Source organism: Variovorax sp. GW821-FHT09B05, assembly GCF_059418265.1.
In genome coordinates, this window is the sequence record NZ_JBWKPN010000006.1 from 135,326 (window position 1) to 159,861 (window position 24,536).

Sequence of the window (24,536 nt, forward strand, 5' to 3'; positions counted from 1 at the left end):
CTGTGAGGGGTGTCGCACCGCCGCAACACAAGGGCTCTATTCCGCCTCCGTCCTACGCTTCGTGGCCGCCGTGCGGCCTGTTTGCCAAAGACCCTATGGCACAATCGCCTCAACGTTTTGGGTGGTGGTCACTTAAAGCGTCCTTGATTCGCAGCGCGGCTGCGGCTTTTTCCCCAAGAGGAGAACCATGAAGAAACTGAATAAAGTGGCGATGATGTTTGCAGTCGCTGCGCTCGCCACTGCCGCCGGCGCGCAGACCCGTGTCACCGCTGCGAATGGCGGTCCTACGATCGACAACTGGCAAAACGGCACCGGCGAACTGGTTTGGAAGAACGGCACGAACGAACTGTGCTGGCGCGATGCCAACTGGACGCCCGCCACGGCTGCTGCCGGTTGCGACGGCGCTCTGGTTCCCCCGGCTGCCGCCGTTCCCACGGCTCCTGGCGCGGTTCCCCCGCCCGTCGCTCCCGCTCAACCCCCGGCTGTTGCCGCTTCGAAGGTGACCTTCGCTGCTGACGCATTCTTCGACTTCGACAAGTCGGTGCTGAAGCCTGAAGGCCGCGCGAAGCTGACCGACCTGGTCGAGAAAATCCGTGGCGTGAACCTCGAAGTGATCATCGCCGTCGGCCACACCGACTCGATCGGTTCGGACGCCTACAACCAGCGTCTGTCGGTGCGTCGCGCCGAAGCCGTCAAGGCCTTCCTGGTCTCGAAGGGCATCGAACGCAACCGCGTCTACACCGAAGGCAAGGGCGAGAAGCAGCCTGTGGCTGACAATCGCACCAAGGAAGGCCGCGCCAAGAACCGTCGCGTGGAAATCGAAGTGGTCGGCACCCGCGCCAACTGATAGCTCGATTCCATCGACCCTAAAACCCCGCCTCGGCGGGGTTTTTTTATGCCTGAATCAATGCAGGCTGAAAGTTTTCAAAGAGGCCCATTCGTCATGGGCCGGTCATCGTCCGTTTCATAATCCGTCATATGACAGAAAACGTGAATGCCGATCCCGCCGAACTCGCCAAATTTTCGGAGTTAGCCCACAAGTGGTGGGATATGGAAGGCGAATTTCGCCCTTTGCACGAAATCAATCCTTTGCGCCTGGAATGGATTGAAGGTATTGCGCCGATTTCCCAGCGGCGCGTCGTGGATATAGGCTGCGGCGGCGGAATTCTTTCGGATTCGATGGCCCGCAAGGGCGCGGACGTGCTCGGTGCCGACCTCGCGGGCAAGGCGCTCAAGGTGGCGCAGCTGCACGCGCTCGAGGCCGGCACGCGCGGCGTGAAGTACCGCGAGGTCAGCGCCGAGGCGCTCGCGGTCGAGCAGCCCGGCAGCTTCGACGTCGTCACCTGCATGGAGATGCTCGAACACGTGCCGGACCCGGCCTCGGTCATCCAGGCCTGCGCCACGCTGGTCAAGCCCGGCGGCTGGGTCTTCTTCTCGACGATCAACCGCAACCTCAAGTCCTTCATGCTCGCGATCGTCGGCGCCGAGTACGTGATGGGCATGCTGCCGCGCGGCACCCACGAGTACGCGAAGCTGATCCGGCCCAGCGAGCTGGCGGCCTACTGCCGCGCGGCCGGCCTCGACGTGCGACACACGCGCGGCCTCGAACACAACCCAATCACGCGGCGCTACTGGCTCAGCGCCGACACCAGCGTCAATTACATGTTCGCCACGCAGAAGCCGGCGGAGATCCAGGCATGAAGGGCGTGCCGACCCGCGCCGTGCTGTTCGACCTCGACGGCACGCTGATCGACAGCGCCCCCGACCTGGGCGCCGCGGCGGACCAGATGCGCACCGCCCGGGGACTGGCCTCCTATCCGCTCGAGCGCTACCGCCCCATGGCCGGCGCGGGTGCGCGCGGCATGCTCGGCGTGGCCTTCGGCATCACGCCCGATGCGCCCGAGTTCGATGCGCTGCGCGAGGAGTTCTTCGTGACCTACGAGCGCTGCATGTTCAACACGCAGGCCTTCGAAGGCGTTCCGCCGCTGATCGAGGCACTGGTCGCGCGCGGGCTGCGCTGGGGCGTGGTCACGAACAAGTCGAAGCGCTTCACCGAGCCGCTCACGCAGGCGATGCCGCTGTTCGCGAGCGCGGGCGCGGTGGTGAGCGGCGACACCACGCCGCATGCCAAGCCGCATCCCGAGCCGCTGCACGAGGCGGCCCGGCGGCTGGGCATCCCCTCCGAGCATTGCATCTACGTCGGCGACGACGAGCGCGACATCATCGCGGGCCGCGCGGCGGGCATGCGGACCGTGGCCGCGGCCTACGGCTACATGGGCGCGCAGGCCGATGCGACCCGCTGGGAAGCCGATGCCTTGATAACTTCTCCGGGCGAGCTCTTGAAACTGCTGGATAGCGCCTAAAATACGCCCCCTTGGGGCTGCACTGGTTTCGACGCGGGTTCGGAGTCGCAGCGGGGCATGTCGAGCTGAATGCGCTCGTAAAACAGATTCAAACAAACTAACTGCAAACGACGAACGTTTCGCACTCGCTGCTTAATTGCCAGTGAGCCTTGCAACAGCAGGCCGATGGGCTGGGCAAGGGGGTTCTGAGCAATCAGTGCCTCCCGGCTGCAAGGATAATTACATCGGCTGGCTTCGATCCGGGTACCTTGGGTCGGGGCAAGAAAATAGGGTGCTGGCGTCCGGTGTAGCGTGCGACTGCGCGACTCCGGAAGCGAGACTTAAATCAGATCGCTAAACATGTAGAACTGCGCGATGAAGGCTTGCGGACGGGGGTTCAAATCCCCCCAGCTCCACCACATTGTCTAAGGCTGGCTCGGACCGATCCGAGCTTGGCGACCCGGGAGGCATTCCCGGGTCGGCCCCGGCCAAAACCCACCCTCCATGGATCCGGCACGCGTTTCACCTGCGTGAAGCGCGCGTTCGTGCGTCAGAAGAGCTAGAGGGGGAACGGCAAGGCCGCATGCCTGGCCTCGACGATGTCGAGCCCAGGTGGCCGTCGGCCAGGGGCGCTATCGCGCCAGTCGGTCGCTGTCGCTGCCCGGCTTGGGCATCGGGCCGTTCGGCCCGCGTTCGGCGCGGATGGCCGACATGACGGCAACCAGCATCGCCCCGACGGCGACACCGGCCAGGAAGACCGACAGAACGAAGGATGGATCGGAGAGCTGCATGGTGTCAGAACGCCGATTTGTACACCCAAAGACCGCACCGAGCGCCGCTGGCACGGAAGGTCGCGGCATTGTCTTACATGCGGCCGCCCGGTGGGGCGGAGGCCCTCCTGGACAACCCGACCCCGGCTCTTTTCGCTGTCACGCAGGGCTATATTCGGCGAGCGCCGGCGCGCTCCGATCGCGCGCGTTCTCTCCCTCGCATCTTCCTAAAAAGGCTGCCCGTGTCCGATTCCCTGACTTCGGTTCTGACGAGCTACTACGACGCGGTGCCCTACGACTCGCACCCCTTCCCGCAGACGGCGGTGGAGCACCTGGAAGCCACGGCATTTCTCTTCGGCCTCGAAACACCCGCGCCCGCCGGCGCGCGCGTGCTCGAACTGGGCTGTGCGGCGGGCAACAACATCATTCCCTTCGCCGAGCGCCACCCCGGCGCGCGCGCGCTCGGCCTCGACCTGTCGTCGGTGCAGATCGCGCAGGGCGTGAAGGCGATCGAGCGGCTGGGGCTGTCGAATGTCGAGGTAAAGACCTTCAACATCGCCGAGGTCGACGCCTCGCTCGGCCAGTTCGACTACATCGTCTGCCACGGCGTCTACAGCTGGGTGCCGGGGCCGGTGCAGGACGCGATCCTGCGCGTGTGTTCCGAGAACCTCGCGCCGAACGGCGTGGCCTACGTGAGCTACAACGTCTACCCGGGCTGGAAGGCGCGCGAGATCGTGCGCGACGCGATGATCCTGCGCGGCGGTCCGCGCGACACGCCCGAGGAGAAGCTCTCCTATGCCCGCGGGATGATCGAGTTCCTCGCGCAGTCGGCGCGTCCCGACAGCGTGCTCAAGAAGACGCTCGACGAAACCGCGCCGATCGTGCGCGACGGCGCCACCTCGTACCTGCTGCACGAGTTCCTCGAGCCCTGCAACGCGCCTTGCTACTTCAAGGAGTTCGTCGCGCGCGCCGAGGGCCACGGCCTGGCCTACCTGGCCGAAGCCGAGCCCTCGACGATGTTCGTGCAGAACTACGGTGCCCAGGTGCGCGATCCGCTGCTGCGCGAATGCGGCGGCAGCCAGGTGCTGATGGAGCAGTACCTCGACTTCCTGGTCAACCGCACCTTCCGCCAGACGCTGCTGGTGAAGCAGGAGCAGGCGCGCCACATCCGCTACCGGCTCGACGCCACGCGCATTCGCGGCCTGCTGTTCGCGGGCGTGTTCCATGGCGAGAACGGCGCGCCGCTCACGCTCGACACGCGCGAGCAGAACTGCACCGCGATCCGCAACGTGACGGTCACCCTGCGCCAGCCGGTGCACAAGGCGGTGGCGCATGTGCTCGACAGCCACTATCCGCTGGCGCTGAGCGCCGACGCGCTGATCGCCTGCGTGCTGCCGCTGCTCGGCCAGCCGCGCGAGGCGGTCGAGCCCGCGGTGATGGCGATGCTCGAGGAGATGCTGATCCTCGGCGCGCTGCGCATCCGTCGCACGCCGGTGCCCTCGGTCGCGCAGGTGCCCGCGCGGCCGCAGGCCGCGGCCTCGGTGCGCAACGCGCCGGGCCTGGCACCGGGCCAGGCCCCGTCGGTCACGGTCTGCAACGGCTGGCACGAGACGGTGGCCCTGTCGCTGCTCGAGCGCGCGCTGCTGCCGCTGCTCGACGGCACCCGTTCGCACGAAGCGCTGGTCGAGCACCTCGAGACCGAAGTGCGCGCCGACCGCCTGCGCTTCGTGCGCAACGACGAGCAGATGACCGATCCCGAGGCGCTGAGCGCCTTCGCCCGCGAACAGGTGGCGCTGGCGCTGCGCGACCTGCGGCGCAAGGCACTGCTCGCCGGCTGACCCCTCACCAGACACACCCAAACTCCGCAACCAACGACATCTCAAGAGGAGACTTCCAGATGCATCGACTTCCATCGACCCCTCAACTGCGCGCGGCGATCGCCGCCGTGCTCGCACTGGCCGCCGGCGCTTCGCAGGCCGCGTCGCAGGCGCCGGTCGCGGCCGAACACGGCATGGTGGTGAGCGCCCAGCACCTCGCGTCCAAGGTCGGCGTCGACGTGCTGCAGCGCGGCGGCAATGCCGTCGACGCGGCCGTGGCCGTGGGCTACGCGCTCGCGGTGGTCTATCCGGCCGCGGGCAACCTCGGCGGCGGCGGCTTCATGACGGTGCAGCTGGCCGACGGCCGCAAGACCTTCCTCGACTTCCGCGAGAAGGCGCCGCTGGCCGCCACGGCCAACATGTACCTCGACAAGGACGGCAACGTCATCAAGGGCCTGAGCACCAACGGCCACCTGGCCGTGGGCGTGCCCGGCACGGTGTCGGGCATGGAGTACGCGCGCGAGAAGTACGGCACGAAGAAGCGCGCCGAGCTGATCGCGCCGTCGATCCAGCTCGCCGAGAAGGGCTTCGCGCTCGAGCAGGGCGACATCGACATGCTCTGGACCTCGACCGCCGACTTTCAGAAGGACCCGGTCTCCGGCGCGATCTTCCTGAACAAGGGCGAGCCGTTCCAGGTCGGCCAGAAGCTGGTGCAGAAGGACCTGGGCAAGACGCTGCGCGCGATCAGCCAGAACGGCACCGACGGCTTCTACAAGGGCTGGGTGGGCCAGGCCATCGTGGCCTCGAGCCAGGCCGGCAAGGGCATCATCACCCAGGCCGACCTCGACCAGTACAAGACGCGCGAACTGGCGCCGGTCGAATGCGACTACCGCGGCTACCGCGTGGTGTCGGCACCGCCGCCGAGCTCGGGCGGCGTGATCATCTGCGAGATGCTCAACATCCTCGAGGGCTATCCGCTCAAGGACCTGGGCTTCCGTTCGGCCCAGTCCGTGCACTACCAGATCGAGGCCATGCGCCATGCCTACGTCGACCGCAACAGCTACCTGGGCGACCCCGACTTCGTGAAGAACCCGCTCGATCGCCTGCTCGACAAGGGCTATGCCGAGAAGATCCGCGCCGCCATCGACCCGAAGAAGGCAGGCGTCTCCAAGGACATCAAGCCCGGCGTCGCGCCGCACGAGGGCAGCAACACCACCCACTACTCGATCACCGACCAGTGGGGCAACGCGGTCTCGGTCACCTACACGCTCAACGACTGGTTCGGCGCCAAGGTCACCGCCGCCAAGACCGGCGTGCTGCTCAACAACGAGATGGACGACTTCACCTCGAAGGTCGGCGTGCCGAACATGTACGGCCTGGTGCAGGGCGAGGCCAATGCCATCGCCCCGGGCAAGCGCCCGCTGAGCTCGATGAGCCCCACCATCGTGTCCAAGGACGGCAAGCCGGTGTTCGTGGTCGGCACGCCGGGCGGCAGCCGCATCATCACGGCCGTGCTTCACACCATCCTCAACGTGGTCGACTACGGCATGAACGTGCAGGAGGCGGTCGATGCGCCGCGCTTCCACCAGCAATGGCTGCCCGACGTCACCAACGTCGAGACCTTCGCGCTGAGCCCCGACACCCGCAAGATCCTGACCGACATGGGCCACAACCTCGGCGTGCCGCAGCCGGCCAACCACCTGGCCGCGATCATCGTGGGCGCGCCCACCCTGGGCGGCAAGCCGGTGGGCAACAACCGCTTCTACGGCGCCAACGATCCGCGCCGCAACACCGGGCTAGCCGCGGGCTACTGACCGCCACCGGAAAGGCGCCGGACCGGTCCGCGCCTTCTGAGACACTCCAGGGCGGCCGCGTGCGAAGCGCGGCCGCCTTTTCTTTTCGCCATGCAACTGCAAGACATCCTCTATTCCCAGGGCTTCGGCACGCGGCGCGTGTGCGCCGGCCTGGTTCAACAGGGCCTCGTGACCATTGCCGGGGCGGTGGTCGACGATCCCGCCACCGATCTGGACGCGGAGGGCCTGCAGTTCACCGTGCAGGGCACCGCCTGGGCCTACCACGAGAAGGCCTACCTGATGCTGCACAAGCCGGCCGGTACCGAGTGCTCGCAGAAGCCCTCGACCTATCCGAGCATCTACACGCTGCTGCCGTCGCCGCTGCGGCTGCGGCCCAACAAGGGCGCGGTGCAGGGCGTGCAGGCCATCGGCCGGCTCGACCAGGACACCACCGGCCTGCTGCTTCTGACCGACGACGGCCAGTTCATCCACAAGATGGGCTCGCCCAAGCACCACGTGCCCAAGGTCTACGAGGTGACGGCCAAGCACCCGGTCGACGACAAGCAGATCGCCCGCCTGCTGGCCGGCGTGGTGCTCGACGACGATCCGAAGCCGGTGCGCGCGGCCGCCTGCGAGTCCGACAGCCCGCTGCACCTGCGGCTCACGCTGACCGAGGGCAAGTACCACCAGGTCAAGCGCATGCTGGCCGCGGTGGGCAACCGCGTCGAGGCGCTGCACCGCTCGCGCATCGGCACCGTGGCGCTGCCCGCGGACCTGGCGCCCGGCCAATGGCGCTGGCTGGCGGCCGACGAGGTCGCCGCCCTGCGCGCGCCTGCGAAATAACTGTCAAGTGTCCGCCTTTTCGGCGGCTGGCGGTCAGCCAGCCGTCGGTTCGGATCGTTAACATTCGAAGCCCTTTTCCGGAACTTCCCTTGCGCTTTCTTTCCCGTTCGACCGGCCGCGCCGCGGCCCTGCTGTCCGCCTGCCTGCTCGGCGCGATCGCCTTCACGGCGCCGCTCGCCGCCACCGCGGCTCCCCCGGAACCCCCGCCGATCTTCGTGCTCAACTCGCTCGACGCCAGCGTCAGCGTGATCAACCCGGTCGACTGGACCGAGAAGCAGCGCATTCCGACCGGCAAGGAGCCGCACCACATCTACATGACGCCCGACGAAAAGTCGGTCATCGTGGCGAATTCGGCCGGCGATTCGCTGACCTTCGTGAACCCGCGCACCGCCGAGGTCCAGCGCGTGGTCTACGGGATCATCGACCCGTACCAGTTGCAGTTCTCGCGCGACATGAAGTGGTTCGTGACCGCGGCCAACCGGCTCAACCACGTCGACGTCTACCGCTGGGACGGCAAGGACCTGAAGCTCGCCAAGCGCATCACTACCGGCAAGACGCCCAGCCACATCTGGATCGACAACACCAGCACCATCGCCTACGTGACGATGCAGGACAGCGACGAGATGATCGCCGTCGACCTGCCGACGCAGACCATCCGCTGGCGCGTGGCCACCGGCCCGATGCCGGCCGACATCTACGGCGTGCACAACGACAAGACGCTGCTCGTGGGCCTGACCGGCAGCGACGGCGTGCAGGTGTTCGACGTGGCGGGCGCGCAGCCGAAGCTGGTGGGCAAGATCCCGACCGGCAAGGGCGCGCACGCCTTCCGCTCGGCCGGCGACGGCAAGAGCGTGTTCGTGAGCAACCGGGTGGCCAATTCCATCAGCCGCATCGACCTCGCCACGCTCAAGGTCACCGACACCTACCCGGTGCCCGGCGGCCCCGACTGCATGGACGTGTCGGCCGACGGCAAGACTCTCTACGTCACCTCGCGCTGGGCCAAGAAGCTCAGCGTGGTCGACCTGGCCAGCGGCAAGGTGGTGCGGCAGGTGAATGTCGGCCGTTCGCCGCACGGCGTCTGGACGCTCGACCATGCGAAGCGCATCTAGCCCGCGCCGGCGTGCGGCCGCGGGGCTCGCCGCGCTGCTGGCCCTCGCGGTGGCGATTCCCGCCGGCGCCCAGAGCGCCGCGGCGAGTTGCGAGAAACCCGTCTACCTGACCTTCGACACCGGCCACATGGGCATCGCGCCGCTGGTGGCCGAGGTGCTCAAGCGCCAGCAGGTGCACGTCACCTTCTTTGCCGCCGCCGAGCGCACCCAGATCGACGGCGACAGCCTCGACAACCACTGGGCCGCCTGGTGGAAGGCGAGGGCGGCCGAGGGCCACGAGTTCGGCTCGCACACCTACGACCACGTCTACTGGCGCGCCGACCTCAAGGGCGTGACGCCGAGCTTCCGCGTCAAGCCCTCGGCGGGCGCGCTGGCCGGGCGCGAGTTCACCTGGAGCGCGGCCGAGTACTGCGCCGACATCCGCAAGTCCTCCGAACGGCTCGAGCTGATCACCGGCAAGAAGCCGCTGCCGCTGTACCGCGCGCCCGGCGGCAAGACCTCGCCCAAGCTGCTGGCTGCCGCGCGCGACTGCGGCTATGCGCACGTGGGCTGGGCGCCCGCCGGCTTCCTCGGCGACGAGTTGCCGAGCGAGAAGTTCAGCAACGAGAAGCTGCTCACGCAAGCGCTCGACACCATCCGCCCCGGCGACATCCTGCTCGCGCACCTGGGCATCTGGTCGCGCAAGGACCCGTGGGCGCCGGCCAACCTCGAGCCGCTGATCGTCGGGCTAAAGGCCAAGGGCTTCTGCTTCCAGACGCTGCGCCAGCATCCCGACTACCGCGCCTGGATCGCATCGCACCCCTGAGGCGGCTCCCGTGATCGACTGGCTGACGGATCTCTTCTCCTCGCTGCAGGGCTGGTTCTTCGAAACCGTCGTGCAGCCCTTCGTCTACGCGATCGGCCTCGGCGGCTGGACCGAGGACGCCTTCGACGCCACCGGCTGGCTGCTGGTCGGCCTGATCCAGATCGTGGTGCTGGTCGCTCTGATCGGCCCGCTGCAGCGCTGGCGCGCCGTGGAGCCGGTGACCGACCGGCGCGCGATCCGCATCGACATGCTCTACACGCTGATCCACCGGCTGGGCCTGTTCCGGCTCGCGATGTTCTTCACGCTGCAGCCGGTGTTCGACGACCTCATGGGCAGCCTGCGTGCGGCCGGCTGGGGCACCTTGCACCTCGACGAACTCTGGCCCGGCGTGACCGACGTGCCGGTGATCGCGTTCGCGATCTACCTCGTGGTGCTCGACTTCGTCGGCTACTGGATCCACCGCGGCCAGCACCAGTTCAACTGGTGGTGGGGGCTGCATTCGCTGCACCACTCGCAGCGCCAGATGACCATGTGGAGCGACGACCGCAACCACCTGCTCGACGACATCCTGCACGACACGCTGATCGTGATCGTGGCGCAGCTGATCGGCGTGGCGCCCGGGCAGTTCATCGCCTTCGTCGCCTTCACCCAGCTCAGCGAGAGCCTGCAGCACGCCAACCTGCGCCTGAGCTTCGGCGCCCTCGGCGAGCGGCTGTGGATCAGCCCGCGCTTCCACCGGCTGCACCACAGCATCGGGCTGGGCCACGAGTCGAACGGCAAGAGCACGCTCGGCGGCCACAACTTCGGCGTGCTGCTGCCCTGGTGGGACATGATGTTCGGGACCGCCAACTTCGAGAACCGCTACGACCCGACCGGCGTGCGCGACCAGGTCGAGCCCGATGCCGCGGGCAAGGTGCGCGACTACGGCCAGGGTTTCTGGGCCCAGCAGTGGCTGGGGCTGAAGCGCATGGTCGGCCGCGGTTGAGCGCGGCTTCTCTCCAACTGCCTCAGCTGCGCGCGGCGTGCGCGCGAACCGGCGAATCGCCCGGCCGCCGGCTCTGGCTTCACGGCCGCGCGGGGCGCGCCGGGTTATCCTCCGGCCCGATGCGCCTGCTCCTCGACTCCTTCTGGCGCGCGGTGGCCTATTGCATGCTGCCGCGCGTGATCGTGCTGTCGTTGGTGCCGCTGGGCCTGATGGTGCTGCTGGCCGCCGTCTTCGGCTACTTCTACTGGGACGCCGCGGTCGCCTGGACGCGCGGCGCGCTCGAATCCTGGCCGCTGCTGGCCAGCTTCTGGGGCTGGATCGGGCGGCTGTTCTCGGGCGACGTCACCTCGGTGCTGGCGCCGCTCGCCGTGGTGTTCGCGGCCACGCCGCTGATCGTGGTGCTGTCGCTCCTGATCGTGGCCGGCTTCATGGCGCCGGCGCTCACGCGGCTGGTGGCCGAGCGCCGCTTTCCCTCGCTCGAGCGCAAGAAGGGCGCCTCCTTCTTCGGCAGCGTCGCGCGCTCCATCGGCCTGACCGTGCTGGCGCTGCTCGCGCTGGTGGTCTCGATGCCGCTGTGGCTGATTCCCCCGCTGGTGCTGATCCTGCCGCCGCTGATCTGGGGCTGGCTCACCTACCGCGTGATGAGCTTCGACGCGCTGGCCGAGCATGCCAGCGCCGAGGAGCGCGCCACCTTGCTGCGCGCGCACCGGCTGCCGCTCCTGTGCATCGGCGTGCTCTGCGGCTACCTGGGCGCGGCGCCGAGCATCGTCTGGGCCTCGGGCCTGCTGTTCGCGGCCGCCTTCTTCGTGCTGGTGCCGCTCGCGATCTGGATCTACACCCTGGTCTTCGCCTTCTCGGCCCTGTGGTTCGGCCACTACTGCCTCGATGCGCTGGCGCAGCTGCGCGGCCAGCGCGCGGCCGCCGCGGCGGCCGCCATTCCGGGCGACGCCGCCGCCATCGAGGCCGACCAGGCCGTTCTCTCCCAATGGAAATCCCCATGACCCGTGAATTCGGCCTGATCGTCGTCGGCGACGAGATCCTTTCGGGCAAGCGCCTCGACAAGCACATGCCCAAGGTGATCGAGCTGCTCGCGGCGCGCGGGCTGCAACTGGGCTGGGCCGAATACGTGGGCGACGTGCCCGAGCGCATCACCGCCGCGCTGGCGCGCGCCTTCGCCTCGGGCGACATCGTCTTCTCGACCGGCGGCATCGGCGCCACGCCCGACGACCACACCCGCCAGTGCGCCGCCAGGGCGCTGGGCGTGCCGCTGGCGCTGCATCCCGAGGCCGAGCTGCTGATCCGCGAGCGCATGCAGGACACGGCGCGCGAGCAGGGCGTGGCCTACGAGCCCGACCGGCCCGACAACATCCACCGGCTCAACATGGGCGTGTTTCCCGAGGGCGCCCGGATCATCGCCAACCCCTACAACAAGATCCCGGGCTTCAGCGTGGGCGACGTCCATTTCGTGCCCGGTTTCCCGGTCATGGCCTGGCCGATGATCGAGTCGGTGCTCGACGCCCGTTATGCCGATCTTTTCGTCCGGACCCGGGTCCTGGAGAAGTCCGTGATCGTTTTCGGTGCCATGGAAGCCACCCTCACGCCCCTGATGCAGGCGATCGAGGAGCGCCATGCGCGCATCAAGGTTTTCAGCCTGCCGAGCGTCGATCACCCCCAGTACGGCCGTCATATCGAGCTCGGCGTCAAGGGCGACCCGGAACTGCTCGACGCGGCCTACGGCCAGCTCATCGAAGGTCTGCACACTTTTAATGCGCAACTTGGCCCAGAATTGGTGCGTTGATTTCAATGGCACCAATTTGGTGAATTCGGCCGAGTTTCAGGCCTCCAAAGTGCCCGCCGCCGGCTGTTGATCGCAGGCGACAATGGCACAGAAACTGCATCCCGCATCCCTGTATTCCCAACCACCCATCCAACTCAGGAGAAATTGATGGCAAAGACCGTCGCCGACGTCATGAAGCTCGTGAAGGAAAACGAGGTCAAGTTCGTCGACTTCCGTTTCACCGACACCCGCGGTAAAGAACAACACGTGACCGTGCCCGTGTCGCACTTCGACGAAGACAAGTTCAGCTCGGGCCACGCGTTCGACGGCTCGTCCATCGCCGGCTGGAAGGGGATCGAGGCGTCGGACATGCAGCTGATGCCCGACCCGAACACCGCGAACATCGATCCCTTCTTCGAAGAGACCACGATGATCCTGACCTGCGACGTGATCGACCCGACCGACGGCAAGCCGTACGAGCGCGATCCCCGTTCGCTGGCCAAGCGCGCCGAAGCCTACATGAAGGCCTCGGGCCTGGGCGACACGGCCTACTTCGGTCCGGAGCCCGAATTCTTCGTGTTCGACGGCGTGCGCTGGAAGAACGACATGTCGGGCTGCTTCGTGAAGATCGATTCCGAAGAAGCCTCGTGGAACACCGACAAGGAATACGAGCACGGCAACAGCGGCCACCGTCCCGCCGTCAAGGGTGGCTACTTCCCGGTTCCCCCGGTCGACAGCTTCCAGGACATGCGTTCGGAAATGTGCCTGGTGCTCGAATCGCTGGGCATCCCGGTCGAAGTGCATCACCATGAAGTGGCCAACGCCGGCCAGATGGAACTCGGCACCAAGTTCAGCACGCTGATCCAGCGCGCCGACTGGGTCCAGCTGCAGAAGTACGTGATCCACAACGTGGCCCACGCCTACGGCAAGACCGCCACCTTCATGCCCAAGCCCATCGTCGGCGACAACGGCTCGGGCATGCACGTGCACCAGTCGGTCTGGAAGGACGGCAAGAACCTGTTCGCCGGTGACGGCTATGCCGGCCTGTCGGACTTCGCGCTGCACTACATCGGCGGCATCATCAAGCACGCCCGTGCCCTGAACGCCATCACGAACCCCGGCACCAACAGCTACAAGCGCCTGGTCCCCGGCTTCGAAGCCCCGGTGAAGCTGGCCTACTCGGCCAAGAACCGCTCGGCCTCGATCCGCATCCCGTTCGTGGCGAACCCCAAGGGCCGCCGCGTCGAAGCGCGCTTCCCCGATCCGCTGATGAACCCGTACCTCGGTTTCGCCGCGCTGCTGATGGCCGGTCTCGACGGCGTGGAAAACAAGATCCACCCGGGCGAAGCCGCGAGCAAGGACCTCTACCATCTGCCGCCGGAAGAAGACGCGCTGATCCCGACCGTCTGCCACAGCCTCGATCAGGCCCTCGAGTACCTCGACAAGGACCGTGCCTTCCTGACCAAGGGCGGCGTGTTCACCGATGCGTACATCGATGCCTACATCGACCTGAAGATGCAGGAAGTCACGCGCTTCCGCATGGCCACGCACCCGGTCGAATTCGACATGTACTACTCGCTCTGATCGCGGTTTCCCGCTCGGAGTAACACGAAAGGACGGCCTCGGCCGTCCTTTTCATTGGGGCCGGAACATCCTGTCATCGGGGGCGTCGAATTGCATGAAAATGCGCCTTTTCGCGCTCTCCCGGGCCCTCGAGGCCCCCAAGATCCCATGAAGACTGCCGCACCACTTCTCCTCCTGGCCGCTTCCCTGTTCGCCCTGCCGGCGCTTGCCCAGGAGCGCGTCTGGCGTTGCGGGAACGAATACACCAACAACGCCACCGTCGCGCAGCAGCGCGGCTGCAAGGTGATGGAGGGCGGCAACGTCACCGTCGTGCAGGGCGCCTCGCGCGCCGCGCTCGGCGGTGCCGCCGCTTCGACCTCCGCGGCCCGCTCGCCGGCCGGCAGCCCGCGCGTCGAGGGTTCCGACCAGCGCGCGCGCGACGGCGAGGCGCGCTCGGTGCTCGAGTCCGAGCTGCGCAAGGCCGAGTCCCGCCAGGCCGAGCTGCAGAAGGAATACAACAACGGCGAGCCCGAGAAGCAGGGCAGCGAAGGCCGCAACTATCAGAAGTACCTCGACCGCGTGGCCGAGATGAAGGCCGAACTGGCCCGCAACGAAAGCGACATCGCCGGCATCCGCCGCGAGATCAGCCGCCTGCCGGCACCCAAGAACTAACCCGTTCCTGCATCGGCAGGACGAACACCACAGGATTTCCATGGCTTTCGGAAAGAAGGCGGCAAGCGCCAGTCCGCGCTTTCAGGCCTTCGACCTGCTGTCGACCCTGATCGCGGTCGTCAACAGCAAGGGCTCGGTGCTGTTCGCCAATGCCGGCCTCGAAGATGCGCTCGGCACCTCGCGCCGCACGCTCGAGGGCTCGCAGTTCGGCGCCTGCTTCCACGAACCCCAGGTGCTGCGCACCGCCATCGACGGCGCGAGCGCCAACGACTTCGCCACCCTGCGCTACGAGGCCTTCCTGCGCCGCGTCAACCACGAGCTGATGCCGGTGCAGGTCACGCTGGCCAAGGGCGAGAAGGCCGGCGAACTGATCGTCGAGATGCTGCCGCTCGAGCACCAGGTGCGGCAGGACCGCGAGGAGCGGCTGCTCGACCAGGCGCAGGCCAACAAGGAACTGATCCGCAACCTCGCGCACGAGATCAAGAACCCGCTCGGCGGCATCCGCGGCGCCGCGCAGCTGCTGCAGATGGAGGTCGAGTCGCGCGACCTCATCGAATACACCCAGGTCATCATCCACGAGGCCGACCGGCTGCAGACGCTGGTCGACCGCCTGCTGGCGCCGCACCGCCGGCCCCACGTGGTGGGCGACGTCAACATTCACGAGGTCTGCGAGCGCGTGCGCTCGGTGATCCTCGCGGAGTTCCCGCGCGACCTGCACATCGAGCGCGACTTCGACGTCTCGATCCCCGAGTTCCGCGGCGACCGCGAGCAGCTGATCCAGGCCACGCTCAACATCGTCCACAACGCCGCGCAGGCCCTGGCCGAACGCCGCGCGGCCGGCGATGCGTGCATCACTTTCAAGACCCGGGTCGCGCGCCAGGTGATCTTCAACAAGCAGTGGTATCGATTGGCACTGGAATTGCATGTCATCGACAATGGACCGGGCGTGCCGGACGCGATCAAGGACCGAATCTTCTATCCGCTGGTGTCGGGCAGAGAGGGTGGTACAGGGCTGGGTTTGACGCTCGCACAGACTTTTGTGCAACAGCATCACGGCGTGATCGAGTGCGACAGTGTCCCGGGCCGAACCGATTTCAAGATATTGATTCCGCTGCCCTAGCAGCCACCGGCAACAAGGAGATGCATGAAGCCGATCTGGATAGTTGATGACGACCAATCGATCCGCTTCGTGCTGGAGAAGGCCTTGCTGCGGGAGGACCTTCCGACCCGCAGTTTCACCAACACGCGCGAAGTGCTGGCGGCCCTCGAACAGGCCGCCGAGGACGAGCAGCAGGGCCCGCAGGTCCTGGTGAGCGACATCCGCATGCCCGGCGGTTCCGGGCTCGAGCTGCTCGACAAGATCAAGGCCAAGCATCCGGGCCTGCCGGTCATCATCATGACGGCCTTCTCCGACCTCGACAGCGCCGTCTCGGCGTTCCAGGGCGGCGCCTTCGAATACCTGCCCAAGCCCTTCGACCTGCCGCGCGCGGTCGAGCTGATCCGCCGCGCCGTCGACGAGAGCCAGCGCGAGGAAGTGGCCGAGGAACGCATGGTCGCCGCACCCGAGATGCTCGGCCAGGCGCCCGCGATGCAGGACGTGTTCCGCGCCATCGGCCGGCTCTCGCAAAGCAACGTCACCGTGCTGATCACCGGCGAATCGGGTTCGGGCAAGGAGCTCGTGGCGCGCGCGCTGCACAAGCACTCGCCGCGCGCCAACGGCCCCTTCGTCGCCATCAACACCGCGGCCATCCCCAAGGACCTGCTCGAGAGCGAACTCTTCGGCCATGAGCGCGGCGCCTTCACGGGCGCGCAGACCATGCGGCGCGGCCGCTTCGAGCAGGCCGAGGGCGGCACGCTGTTCCTCGACGAAATCGGCGACATGCCCTTCGACCTGCAGACGCGCCTCTTGCGCGTGCTCAGCGACGGCCACTTCTACCGCGTGGGCGGCCACAACTCGGTCAAGGCCAACGTGCGCGTCATCGCGGCCACCCACCAGGATCTCGAGCAGCGCGTGAAGCTCGGCGGCTTCCGCGAAGACCTGTTCCACCGCCTCAACGTCATCCGCCTGCGGCTGCCCGCGCTGCGCGAGCGTGGCGAGGACGTGCCCGCGCTCACGCGCCACTTCCTGCAGCAGAGCGCGCGGCAGCTCGGCGTCGAGCCCAAGCGCATCTCCGATGCGGCGCTGGCCAAGCTCGCGGGCTTCAACTTCCCCGGCAACGTCCGCCAGCTCGAGAACATCTGCCACTGGCTGACCGTGATGGCACCGGCGCAACTGATCGAGGCCAAGGACCTGCCGCCCGAGGTGCTGGCCTCGGGTGCCGCGCCGCTGCTGGCGCCCGACAGCCATGCGGGCGAGCCCGTGGCGTATGCAACGGCTGCCGTGCCCGTGACGCCGCATGCGTCCACGCCTTTCGCGGGCGCGGTGGCCGACGGTGCCGTTTCGGCGCCTGCCGTCGCAGCGCCCGCACCCGCGGACTCCGCCGGCAACTGGGAAAGCGGTCTCGAGGCCGAAGCCCAGGCGCTGCTCGCGGCCGGTCGCACCGATGTGTGGGACGTGTTGTCGCGCCGCTTCGAATCGCGCCTGATCCTCACGGCGCTGTCGAGCACGCGCGGCCGCCGCATCGAGGCCGCGCAGAAGCTCGGCATCGGCCGCAACACCATCACGCGCAAGATCCAGGAACTCGGCATCGAGTGATGCCCGGCGAGCCCGCGGCCTCAGCGCCGCGCGGCTCGTCTTCCTGTCGGAGACTCAGCGGCTGCGTTGTCCCTGCGTCAGCGAATCGAGCTGGAACTTCCCGCTCTTGTCCCAGAGCCAGGTGTCGATGTAGGTGTGGCCGCCCAGCTTGCCCGGGTTGGGCAGCGGCGAGGCCGCCTTGATCAGCTCCTCGATCATCGGCGGCACCTCGGGCGCATGGCTCGGTATGCGGCTGAAGGTGACGCCCGTGACCTTGCCGTTCGCGTCGATGTCCGTCTCGACCACCACCACCGCGTAGACCAGCGGCGGGATCTTGCCCTTGTAGATGCGTTGCGCGTACTTCGTGTAGATGTGGCGCGCGCCGATCTTGCGGTAGGCCCGCACCACGGGCGTCTGCGTCGTGATGAGGCGCACCGTGGGCACGTCGGACTTCGCGGGCGGGCCGTCGTCGGGCGCGGTGGCGGTGGTGCCGGGGCTCGCGGGACTCTCGCCGCCGCTCGCGGGCTTCTTGTCGAACACGCCGCAGGCTGCGAGCGACAGTGCCAGCGTGGCCGTGGCCACGGCCTTGGCGATCGCCGCGACGCGGCGCTTTCCGGCCTCAGCCACCGAGGTCCACGTCGAGCACCACCGGCGCATGGTCGCTGGGCTTTTCCCATTTGCGCGGCACGCGGTCGATCACGCAGCCCTTGACCTGCGGCTTGAGCGCGTCGCTCACCAGCACGTGGTCGATGCGCAGCCCGCGGTTCTTCTGGTAGCCGAGCATGCGGTAGTCCCACCACGAGTAGCTCTTCTCGGGCTGCTCGAACATCCGGAAGCTGTCGGTCAGGCCCAGGCCGAGCAACTGCTTGAAGTGGTCGCGCTCCTCGGTCGTGTGGTGGATGGTTTCCTTCAGGCCCACCGGGTCGAAGCTGTCGCGGTCCTCGGGCGTGATGTTGAAGTCGCCCAGCAGCACCAGGTTCGGATTCGCGGCCAGTTCGGCACGCAGCCACTCGCGCAGCGCGTCCAGCCACTTCATCTTGTAGGCGAACTTGTCGGAGCCCGGCGCCTGGCCGTTGACGAAGTAGCCGTTGACCACGCGCACCGGTCCGCGCGGCGTGTCGATGGTGGCGGCGATCACGCGCGACTGGTCGTCGGTGAAGCCGCCGATGTTCTTCACCACGTCGCGCACCGGCGCCAGGCTCAGGATCGCGACCCCGTTGTAGGTCTTCTGTCCGAACACCGCCGCGTCATAGCCGGCCGACTTGAGGATCTCGAGCGGGAACTTGTCGTCGCTCATCTTGAGTTCCTGCAGGCACAGCACGTCGACCGGGTTGGCGATCAGCCAGTCGAGCACGTGCTGCAGGCGGGCGGTGAGGGAGTTGACGTTCCAGGTGGCGATCTTCATGGGGTGGGTGAGTTGTCGTTGCTCGACAACTGCTGGAGTGTGGGGTGGGCCTTGCGGCTGGCGTGTCCGTGGTTATACCGAAACGCGCGGGCGCCATCGCCCGATCGACTAAGATGAGAACAATTCGTATTCATGAGGCCGCGATCCCCGCACGCCGTTCGAAAGAATGAACGCCGATTCCGCCCTTCACCCGCAGCCCCATGCGCATGTCCATGCCCTCTACCGTGGCCACCACGGCTGGCTGCTGGGCTGGCTGCGCGGCAGGCTGGGCAATTCCTTCGATGCCGCGGACCTGGCGCAGGACACCTTCCTGCGCATCCTCACGGCGCCCGATCACACGCCCGAGAAGCAGGGCGACTGGCAGCTGCGCGAGCCGCGTGCCTACCTGACGGTCGTCGCCAAGCGTCTGCTCGCGAACCTGTACCGGCGGCGCTCGCTCGAGCAGGCCTACCTCGATGCGCTGGGCGCGATGCCCGAGCCGCTGGCGCCGTCGCCGGAGCAGCAGGCGATCATTCTCGAAACGCTGCAGGAGATCGACGCGATGCTCGACGGCCTCGCGCCGCCGGTGCGGCAGGCCTTCCTGATGGCGCAGCTCGAAGGGCTGGGCTATGCCGAGATCGCGACCCGGCTGGGCGTGAGCGAGCGCACGGTGAAGCGCTACATGGCCGAGGCGATGGCGCACTGCATCCTGCTGGCCGCATGAGCGCCGCGCCGGGCCGCCCCAAGCAAGCTCGCACCGCAGTGCGAAGCACGAAGGTATTTCAATGAGCGCTGCGAGCGCGCAGCGCGTGGTGGTCGACAAGGCCGTCGCCACGCAGGCCGCTCAGGGCTTCCTGCTGCTGCAGTCGGGCGAGGCCACGGCCGCCGACCGCATGCGCTGGACGCAATGGCGCGCGGCCGATCCGGCCCATGAGGACGCCTGGCAGCGCGCCGAGCAGGTGAGCCGCAAGTTCGGCCTGCTGCCGGGCGCGCTGGCGATGCCCGCGCTGGGGCGCACGGTGCGGGCCGACCGCCGCGCCGCGGTCAAGACGCTCGCGTTGCTGCTCGCTGCCGTACCCGCCGGCTGGGTCGCATGGCGCGCTTCGCCGGCACGCGAGTGGCTGGCCGACCACCGCACCGCCACCGGCGAGCGGCGCGAAGTGCGCCTGCCGGACGGCACGCGCATCCAGCTCAACACCGCGACGGCCATCGACGTGGCCTACGACACCACGCTGCGGCGGGTGCGCCTGCGCGCGGGCGAGATCCTGATCGACACCGCGCCCGACCGCGTGCCCGCCGACGACCCCGCCTACCGCCCCTTCGTGGTCGAGACCGCGCAAGGCCGGCTGCGCGCGCTGGGCACGCGCTTCGTGGTGCGGCAGCGCGAGGACCGGCGCAGCCACGTGGGCGTGCTCGAGGGCGCGGTCGAGGTCCGGCCCGACGATGCGCAGGGTCTCGTGGTGGTGGTGCGCGCCGGCGAGCAGGCCGGCTTCTCCGCGTTGGCGGTCGATGCGCCGGGCGCGCTGGACCCGGGGGCCGACGACTGGTCGCGCGGCGTGCTGCGCGTGAAGAACATGCGCCTGCACGACTTCCTCACCGAGCTCGGCCGCTACCGGCCCGGGGTGCTGCATTGCGATCCCGCGGTGGCCGAGCTGCGCGTCTCGGGCGTCTTCCAGTTGCGCGACACCACGCCCGTGCTCGACAGCCTGCCGCAGGCCTTGCCGGTGCGGGTGCTGTCGCGCACGCGCTATTGGGTGACGGTGGCACCGGCCGGCGGCTGAGGGCGCGCGAGCGCGCCGGGCCGGCCGGCGAAAAAAATCCGCCGCGCCGTGTCCCTTTTCTTCTTCTCGCGTGTGAAGCCTTGAGGAACAGCCACTTCACACCTTCTTGCGAGAGATCTCCCCATGGCCCGTCGCCCTCCGTTTTTCTTCGATTCCCGCATCGCGCGCGCGGTGCATGGCGCCTTGCTCGCCATGGCCTGTGCCGCCGGCGGCACCGCGGCCCAGGCGCAGGGCGCCGACGCCACGGCCCAGGCCGAACAGCCCAGGGCCTACAGCATCGCCGCGGGCCCGCTCGACGACGCGCTCGCCAGCTTCGCCGCCGCCGCGGGCCTGAGCCTCACGATGCCGCCGGCCCTGGTGCAGAACAAGCGATCGCCGGGCCTGCAGGGCAGCCATGGCGTGCGCGAAGCCTTCGCGCGCCTGCTCGCGGGCTCGGGGCTCGAGGCCGCCGGCGGCTCGGGCGGTGCCTATGTGCTGCGCCCCGCCGCGGCCGGCACCGAGAGCGATGCCGCGGGCGCCACGCTCGCGCCGATCACCGTCACGGCGGCCCCGGTGCGCAGCGCCACCAGCGAGGGCACGCGCGCCTATGCCGCGCCGCTGCTGACGATCGGCAAGGGCGAGCAGGCGGCGAAGGACATCCCGCAGTCGGTCAGCGTGCTCACGCGCCAGCGGCTCGACGACCAGGGCCTCGTCGACCTGCGCGATGCGGCCAATGCCGTCACCGGCGTGGTCGGCGTGAAGGGCGTGGGACCGGGCATGGTGCTGTCGTCGCGCGGCTTCCAGATCGATGCCTGGCAGTACGACGGCGTGCCGGTGCCGCGCAACTGGTATTCGCTGGGCAACTGGGCCACCGAGGCGCTGGTGTTCCACGACCGCCTCGAGGTACTGCGCGGCGCCGCGGGCCTGCTGCAGGGCACGGGCAGCCCGGGCGGCGCCGTCAACCTGGTGCGCAAGCGCGGCCAGGCCGAGAAGACGCTGGTGCTGACCGGCAAGGCGGGCAGCTGGAACCACTACGGCGCGCAGCTCGACGCGGGCGGGCCGCTCAATGCCGAGGGCACGCTGCGCGGGCGCGTGGTGATCGACGAGGACCGCAGCCACTCGTTCACCGATTTCGTCTGGAGCCGCACGCGCTCGCTCTATGGCGCGATCGACTACGACCTGTCGCCGGACACCACCCTCGGCCTGGGCATCAGCCAGATGAAGGGCAGCGGCCGCCCCATGCTGCGCGGCTTTCCGCGCTATCCCGACGGCAGCGATATCGGGCTGCCTCGCTCGGTGTACACGGGCGCCTGGTGGAACCGCCACGACAGCGAGCAGACCACCCTCTATGCCGACCTGGAGCATCGCTTCAACGCGAACTGGAAGCTCAAGGCCTCGGCGCTGCGCATGAACGAGCGCAATGCCTCGCAGCACCAGCGCATGCATGGCAACGTGCAGCCCGACGGCAGCGGGCTGAGCTTCGCCGACTGGGACAACCTGTTCGATTCGAAGAAGGCCGGGCTCGACGTCTACGTGCGCGGCCGCTTCGAGGCGCTGTCGATGGAGCATGACCTGACGGTCGGCGCGAACTACGCCAAGTACACCTCGAAGGACCGCTTCGGCCGCCGCTTCACGAGCGGCGGCAACATCTTCGCGCCCGACCACTACCGGCCGGCGCAGAACTACGAGACCATCCTCGCGGCGGGTGGCACCAAGAGCCACACCGAGTACGACATCAGCCAGTCGGGCCTGTACGGCAGCTGGCGCGTGAAGCTCGCGGAGCCGCTGACGGCCATCCTCGGCGCGCGCGCGAGCTGGTACGACTACCTCTATGCCGACCGCACCCGCGACACCCGCAGCACCGTCAGCACCAACGCAAAGATCACGCCCTATGTCGGCCTGGTGTTCGCGCTCGACCGGCAGTGGTCGGCCTACGGCAGCGTCACCGAGGTGTTCGAACCGCAGTCCGAACGCGCGCTGAACAACGAGCCGCTGAAGCCGATCACCGGCCGCAACTACGAGCTGGGCCTGAAGGGCGAGCTGATGGACGGCCGGCTCAATGCCTCGCTGGCCGTGTTCCGCTACGACCACCGCAACCGCGCCGTGACCGATTACGACAACGGCTATGCCTGCGACGACTGGTACTGCTACAAGTCCTCGGGCAAGGTGCGCAGCCAAGGCTTCGAGGCCGAGCTCAGCGGCGAGATCGCGCCGCGGCTGCAGCTCACGGCCGGCTACACCTACAACACGACCAAATTCCTCGAGGACCCCGACAACCAGGGCCAGGTCTTCAGCCAGTGGACGCCGCGACACATGCTGCGCGTGTGGAGCGACTACCGGCTGCCGGGCGCATGGAGCCGGCTCAGCGTGGGCGGCGGCTTCACGGTGCAGAGCAGCACGCTGGGCTACGACCGCTCGTTCAAGGTGCCGGGCTTCATGGTCTGGAGCGCGCGCGTGGCCTACCAGGCGACGCCCGAACTGAGCCTGGCGCTCAACGTCTACAACGTGTTCGACAAGCGCTACTACATCCCGGCCTTCAACGAGACCAACGGCAACAACAACTACGGCGACCCGCGCAACCTGATGTTCACGGTGAAGTACACGCCCAAGCTCTGAGCCGGCGGCGGAGGGCGGGGGCGCGGACATCCGTCTAAAATGAGAACAATTCTTATTTGTGTGCGGCAGCCCGGCCGCCAACGCCGTTCGCCGTGTCCGCCATTCCCGCCGCCGAAGCCGACTTCCAGCAAGTCCACACCCTCTACAGCGACCACCACGGCTGGCTCCAGTCGTGGCTGCGCAGGAAGCTCGGCAATTCCTTCGACGCGGCCGACCTGGCGCAGGACACCTTCGCGCGGCTGCTGACCGCGCGCAACCCCGAGGTGATCGCGCAGCCGCGCGCCTACCTCACGAGCGTGGCCAAGAACATCCTGGTGAACTGGTACCAGCGCCAGGCGCTCGAGCGTGCCTACCTCGAGGCGCTGGCCGTGATGCCCGAGCCCGAGGCGCCGTCGCCCGAGCAGCGGCTGATCATCCTGCAGACCCTGCACGAGATCGACGCCATGCTCGACAGCCTCAAGCCGGCCGCGCGGCGCGCCTTCCTGCTGTCGCAGATCGAAGGCCTGAAGTACGAGGACATCGCGCGCGAGCTCGGCGTGTCGCTGGTCACGGTCAAGCGCTACATGCAGCAGGGCTTCCGCGGCTGCCTGGCGCTGATGGCGTGAGCGCGGTGCCGTCCTCCACCGCCGATGCGCCATCGGCGGCGCTGCCGCCGCGCGTGCTCGACGAGGCCGCCGAGTGGCTGATGCGCCTGCACGACAGCGCCGCGACCGATGCCGACCGCCGCGCCTGCGAGCGCTGGCGCCAGAGCCATCCTGACCATGCCCGTGCCTGGGCGCGCGCCGAGTTGCTGATGAACAAGCTCGGCGGCCTGCCGTCGGCGCTGGCCATGCCGTCGCTCGCACGCTCCTCGCGCCATGGCGGCCGCCGCGCCGCCATCGGCCGTCTGGCCGCGCTGCTGGCAGCCGTGCCCGCGGGCTGGCTCGGCTGGCGCTTCGCGGGCGAACGCGGCTGGACCGCCGAGCACCGCACCGCCACGGGCGAACGCCGCGAGCTCCAGCTCGCCGACGGCAGCCGCCTCACGCTCGACACCGCGAGCGCGGTCGACGTGCGCTTCGACGCGGCGCAGCGCCTGCTCGTGCTGCATGCGGGCGCGATCCTGGTCGCGACCGCACCCGACACCGCCGCGGCGCACCGGCCGTTCCGCGTGCAGGCCGGCGGCGGCACGCTGGAGGCGCTGGGCACGCGCTTCAGCGTGCGCAGGGAGGAAGAGGGCGCGACCGCGGTCGCGGTGTTCGAGGGCGCGGTGCGCGTCACGCCCAAGCGTGGCGCGTCGCGCGTGCTGCCGGCCGGGCAGCAGACCCGCTTCGGCGCCGATGGCATCGAGGCCTTCGCCCTCGCGGACGAGAGCCGCGTGGCGTGGACCCAGGCCATGCTGCTGGCCGACGAGATGCGGCTGGCCGATTTCGCGGCCGAGCTGTCGCGCTACCGGCCCGGCGCGCTGCATTGCGACGCGGCCGTCGCCGGGCTGCGCATCTCGGGCGCCTTCCCTCTCGACGACACCGACCGCGTGCTGCGCATGCTGGTGTCGACCTATCCGGTGGACGCGCTCACGCGGCTGCGCGGCTACTGGGTCACGCTGGTGCCCAGAAATATTTCCACCAAGGGGTGAGACTTTTTTTCGTT

23 protein-coding genes and 1 other RNA gene are annotated in these 24,536 nt (G+C 68.3%); 21 read left to right on the plus strand and 3 right to left on the minus strand.

The features are described from left to right. Window positions 1-187: 187 nt before the first annotated feature. The 4 genes from ompA (at window position 188) to ssrA (ending at window position 2,761) form a co-directional block, all read left to right on the plus strand. A complete protein-coding gene (gene ompA, locus AC07RM_RS17380; RefSeq protein ID WP_093343401.1) occupies window positions 188-847 on the plus strand; it encodes an outer membrane protein OmpA in 660 nt (219 codons plus the stop codon). A gap of 131 nt (window positions 848-978) precedes the next feature. After that, complete coding sequence (gene ubiG / locus AC07RM_RS17385; protein ID WP_495335318.1) at window positions 979-1,701, plus strand: bifunctional 2-polyprenyl-6-hydroxyphenol methylase/3-demethylubiquinol 3-O-methyltransferase UbiG; 723 nt, start codon at window positions 979-981, stop codon at window positions 1,699-1,701. Further along, window positions 1,698-2,363 carry an HAD-IA family hydrolase gene (locus tag AC07RM_RS17390; RefSeq protein ID WP_208510334.1) on the plus strand — a complete coding sequence of 222 codons (666 nt, stop codon included), beginning with the start codon at window positions 1,698-1,700 and terminating at the stop codon, window positions 2,361-2,363. Before ubiG ends, AC07RM_RS17390 begins: the two co-directional genes overlap by 4 nt. Before the next feature lie 13 nt (window positions 2,364-2,376). After that, window positions 2,377-2,761: a transfer-messenger RNA gene (gene ssrA, locus AC07RM_RS17395) on the plus strand. A gap of 213 nt (window positions 2,762-2,974) precedes the next feature. Here ssrA and AC07RM_RS17400 read toward each other — a convergent pair. After that, a complete protein-coding gene (locus tag AC07RM_RS17400) occupies window positions 2,975-3,133 on the minus strand; it encodes a hypothetical protein (RefSeq protein WP_177239329.1) in 159 nt (52 codons plus the stop codon). Window positions 3,134-3,354: 221 nt separating this feature from the next. On the opposite strand from AC07RM_RS17400, the gene AC07RM_RS17405 reads away from it, so the two are divergent. From AC07RM_RS17405 to ntrC, 12 genes are all read left to right on the plus strand, one after another. Then, window positions 3,355-4,950, plus strand: a complete 1,596-nt coding sequence (locus AC07RM_RS17405; RefSeq protein WP_495335319.1) for a methyltransferase regulatory domain-containing protein — start codon at window positions 3,355-3,357, stop codon at window positions 4,948-4,950. Window positions 4,951-5,009: 59 nt separating this feature from the next. After that, window positions 5,010-6,743, plus strand: a complete 1,734-nt coding sequence (ggt, locus tag AC07RM_RS17410) for a gamma-glutamyltransferase (protein WP_093343395.1) — start codon at window positions 5,010-5,012, stop codon at window positions 6,741-6,743. Between the two features lie 90 nt (window positions 6,744-6,833). Beyond that, complete coding sequence (locus tag AC07RM_RS17415; RefSeq protein ID WP_495335320.1) at window positions 6,834-7,565, plus strand: pseudouridine synthase; 732 nt, start codon at window positions 6,834-6,836, stop codon at window positions 7,563-7,565. An 89-nt stretch (window positions 7,566-7,654) separates the two neighbouring features. Then, entirely contained in the window at window positions 7,655-8,674 is a 1,020-nt protein-coding gene (locus AC07RM_RS17420; RefSeq protein WP_495335321.1) for a YncE family protein, read from the plus strand. Beyond that, the gene (locus tag AC07RM_RS17425; protein ID WP_495335322.1) at window positions 8,658-9,479 is read left to right on the plus strand and encodes a polysaccharide deacetylase family protein; all 822 of its coding nucleotides are present in this window, start codon (window positions 8,658-8,660) and stop codon (window positions 9,477-9,479) included. Before AC07RM_RS17420 ends, AC07RM_RS17425 begins: the two co-directional genes overlap by 17 nt. Before the next feature lie 10 nt (window positions 9,480-9,489). After that, a complete protein-coding gene (locus tag AC07RM_RS17430; protein WP_495335323.1) occupies window positions 9,490-10,464 on the plus strand; it encodes a sterol desaturase family protein in 975 nt (324 codons plus the stop codon). 119 nt (window positions 10,465-10,583) lie between these two features. After that, window positions 10,584-11,465, plus strand: coding sequence for an EI24 domain-containing protein (locus AC07RM_RS17435; RefSeq protein ID WP_495335324.1), 882 nt, complete (start codon window positions 10,584-10,586; stop codon window positions 11,463-11,465). Next, window positions 11,462-12,262: a competence/damage-inducible protein A gene (locus AC07RM_RS17440; protein WP_495335325.1), complete on the plus strand. Its 801-nt coding sequence runs from the start codon at window positions 11,462-11,464 to the stop codon at window positions 12,260-12,262. Before AC07RM_RS17435 ends, AC07RM_RS17440 begins: the two co-directional genes overlap by 4 nt. Window positions 12,263-12,409: 147 nt before the next feature. Continuing rightward, window positions 12,410-13,825, plus strand: coding sequence for a type I glutamate--ammonia ligase (gene glnA, locus AC07RM_RS17445; protein ID WP_093343384.1), 1,416 nt, complete (start codon window positions 12,410-12,412; stop codon window positions 13,823-13,825). Between the two features lie 147 nt (window positions 13,826-13,972). Next, complete coding sequence (locus AC07RM_RS17450; protein ID WP_093343383.1) at window positions 13,973-14,476, plus strand: hypothetical protein; 504 nt, start codon at window positions 13,973-13,975, stop codon at window positions 14,474-14,476. 40 nt (window positions 14,477-14,516) lie between these two features. Then, window positions 14,517-15,596, plus strand: coding sequence for a nitrogen regulation protein NR(II) (glnL, locus tag AC07RM_RS17455; protein WP_093343381.1), 1,080 nt, complete (start codon window positions 14,517-14,519; stop codon window positions 15,594-15,596). A 24-nt stretch (window positions 15,597-15,620) separates the two neighbouring features. Then, a complete protein-coding gene (gene ntrC, locus AC07RM_RS17460; protein WP_495335326.1) occupies window positions 15,621-17,171 on the plus strand; it encodes a nitrogen regulation protein NR(I) in 1,551 nt (516 codons plus the stop codon). Between the two features lie 54 nt (window positions 17,172-17,225). Here the strand turns inward: ntrC and AC07RM_RS17465 are convergent, their stop codons facing one another. Together AC07RM_RS17465 and xth are read right to left on the minus strand one after the other, a co-directional pair. Beyond that, the gene (locus tag AC07RM_RS17465; RefSeq protein ID WP_495335327.1) at window positions 17,226-17,777 is read right to left on the minus strand and encodes a hypothetical protein; all 552 of its coding nucleotides are present in this window, start codon (window positions 17,775-17,777) and stop codon (window positions 17,226-17,228) included. Continuing rightward, on the minus strand, window positions 17,770-18,555 hold the full coding sequence (gene xth, locus AC07RM_RS17470) for an exodeoxyribonuclease III (protein WP_093343378.1): 786 nt from the start codon (window positions 18,553-18,555) through the stop codon (window positions 17,770-17,772). The genes AC07RM_RS17465 and xth overlap by 8 nt, the downstream gene beginning before the upstream one ends. A gap of 166 nt (window positions 18,556-18,721) precedes the next feature. Here xth and AC07RM_RS17475 point away from each other — a divergent pair, with 166 nt between their 5' ends. The 5 genes from AC07RM_RS17475 (at window position 18,722) to AC07RM_RS17495 (ending at window position 24,522) form a co-directional block, all read left to right on the plus strand. Further along, window positions 18,722-19,258 carry a sigma-70 family RNA polymerase sigma factor gene (locus tag AC07RM_RS17475; RefSeq protein ID WP_495316926.1) on the plus strand — a complete coding sequence of 179 codons (537 nt, stop codon included), beginning with the start codon at window positions 18,722-18,724 and terminating at the stop codon, window positions 19,256-19,258. Between the two features lie 61 nt (window positions 19,259-19,319). Then, window positions 19,320-20,315, plus strand: a complete 996-nt coding sequence (locus AC07RM_RS17480) for a FecR domain-containing protein (RefSeq protein ID WP_495335328.1) — start codon at window positions 19,320-19,322, stop codon at window positions 20,313-20,315. A 123-nt stretch (window positions 20,316-20,438) separates the two neighbouring features. After that, window positions 20,439-22,910, plus strand: a complete 2,472-nt coding sequence (locus AC07RM_RS17485; protein ID WP_495335329.1) for a TonB-dependent siderophore receptor — start codon at window positions 20,439-20,441, stop codon at window positions 22,908-22,910. 101 nt (window positions 22,911-23,011) lie between these two features. Beyond that, the gene (locus AC07RM_RS17490) at window positions 23,012-23,515 is read left to right on the plus strand and encodes a sigma-70 family RNA polymerase sigma factor (RefSeq protein ID WP_495335494.1); all 504 of its coding nucleotides are present in this window, start codon (window positions 23,012-23,014) and stop codon (window positions 23,513-23,515) included. 5 nt (window positions 23,516-23,520) lie between these two features. Continuing rightward, a complete protein-coding gene (locus tag AC07RM_RS17495; RefSeq protein WP_495335330.1) occupies window positions 23,521-24,522 on the plus strand; it encodes a FecR domain-containing protein in 1,002 nt (333 codons plus the stop codon). The last annotated feature ends 14 nt before the right edge of the window (window positions 24,523-24,536 follow it).

Bases quoted from the DNA above. Each gene is read 5' to 3' on its own strand.
- ompA (WP_093343401.1), top strand. From the start codon at position 188: ATGAAGAAACTGAATAAAGTGGCGATGATGTTTGCAGTCGCTGCGCTC.
- ubiG (WP_495335318.1), top strand. From the start codon at position 979: ATGACAGAAAACGTGAATGCCGATCCCGCCGAACTCGCCAAATTTTCG.
- AC07RM_RS17390 (WP_208510334.1), top strand. From the start codon at position 1,698: ATGAAGGGCGTGCCGACCCGCGCCGTGCTGTTCGACCTCGACGGCACG.
- AC07RM_RS17400 (WP_177239329.1), bottom strand. From the start codon at position 3,133: ATGCAGCTCTCCGATCCATCCTTCGTTCTGTCGGTCTTCCTGGCCGGT.
- ggt (WP_093343395.1), top strand. From the start codon at position 5,010: ATGCATCGACTTCCATCGACCCCTCAACTGCGCGCGGCGATCGCCGCC.
- AC07RM_RS17415 (WP_495335320.1), top strand. From the start codon at position 6,834: ATGCAACTGCAAGACATCCTCTATTCCCAGGGCTTCGGCACGCGGCGC.
- AC07RM_RS17425 (WP_495335322.1), top strand. From the start codon at position 8,658: ATGCGAAGCGCATCTAGCCCGCGCCGGCGTGCGGCCGCGGGGCTCGCC.
- AC07RM_RS17435 (WP_495335324.1), top strand. From the start codon at position 10,584: ATGCGCCTGCTCCTCGACTCCTTCTGGCGCGCGGTGGCCTATTGCATG.
- AC07RM_RS17440 (WP_495335325.1), top strand. From the start codon at position 11,462: ATGACCCGTGAATTCGGCCTGATCGTCGTCGGCGACGAGATCCTTTCG.
- glnA (WP_093343384.1), top strand. From the start codon at position 12,410: ATGGCAAAGACCGTCGCCGACGTCATGAAGCTCGTGAAGGAAAACGAG.
- AC07RM_RS17450 (WP_093343383.1), top strand. From the start codon at position 13,973: ATGAAGACTGCCGCACCACTTCTCCTCCTGGCCGCTTCCCTGTTCGCC.
- glnL (WP_093343381.1), top strand. From the start codon at position 14,517: ATGGCTTTCGGAAAGAAGGCGGCAAGCGCCAGTCCGCGCTTTCAGGCC.
- ntrC (WP_495335326.1), top strand. From the start codon at position 15,621: ATGAAGCCGATCTGGATAGTTGATGACGACCAATCGATCCGCTTCGTG.
- xth (WP_093343378.1), bottom strand. From the start codon at position 18,555: ATGAAGATCGCCACCTGGAACGTCAACTCCCTCACCGCCCGCCTGCAG.
- AC07RM_RS17475 (WP_495316926.1), top strand. From the start codon at position 18,722: ATGAACGCCGATTCCGCCCTTCACCCGCAGCCCCATGCGCATGTCCAT.
- AC07RM_RS17480 (WP_495335328.1), top strand. From the start codon at position 19,320: ATGAGCGCTGCGAGCGCGCAGCGCGTGGTGGTCGACAAGGCCGTCGCC.
- AC07RM_RS17485 (WP_495335329.1), top strand. From the start codon at position 20,439: ATGGCCCGTCGCCCTCCGTTTTTCTTCGATTCCCGCATCGCGCGCGCG.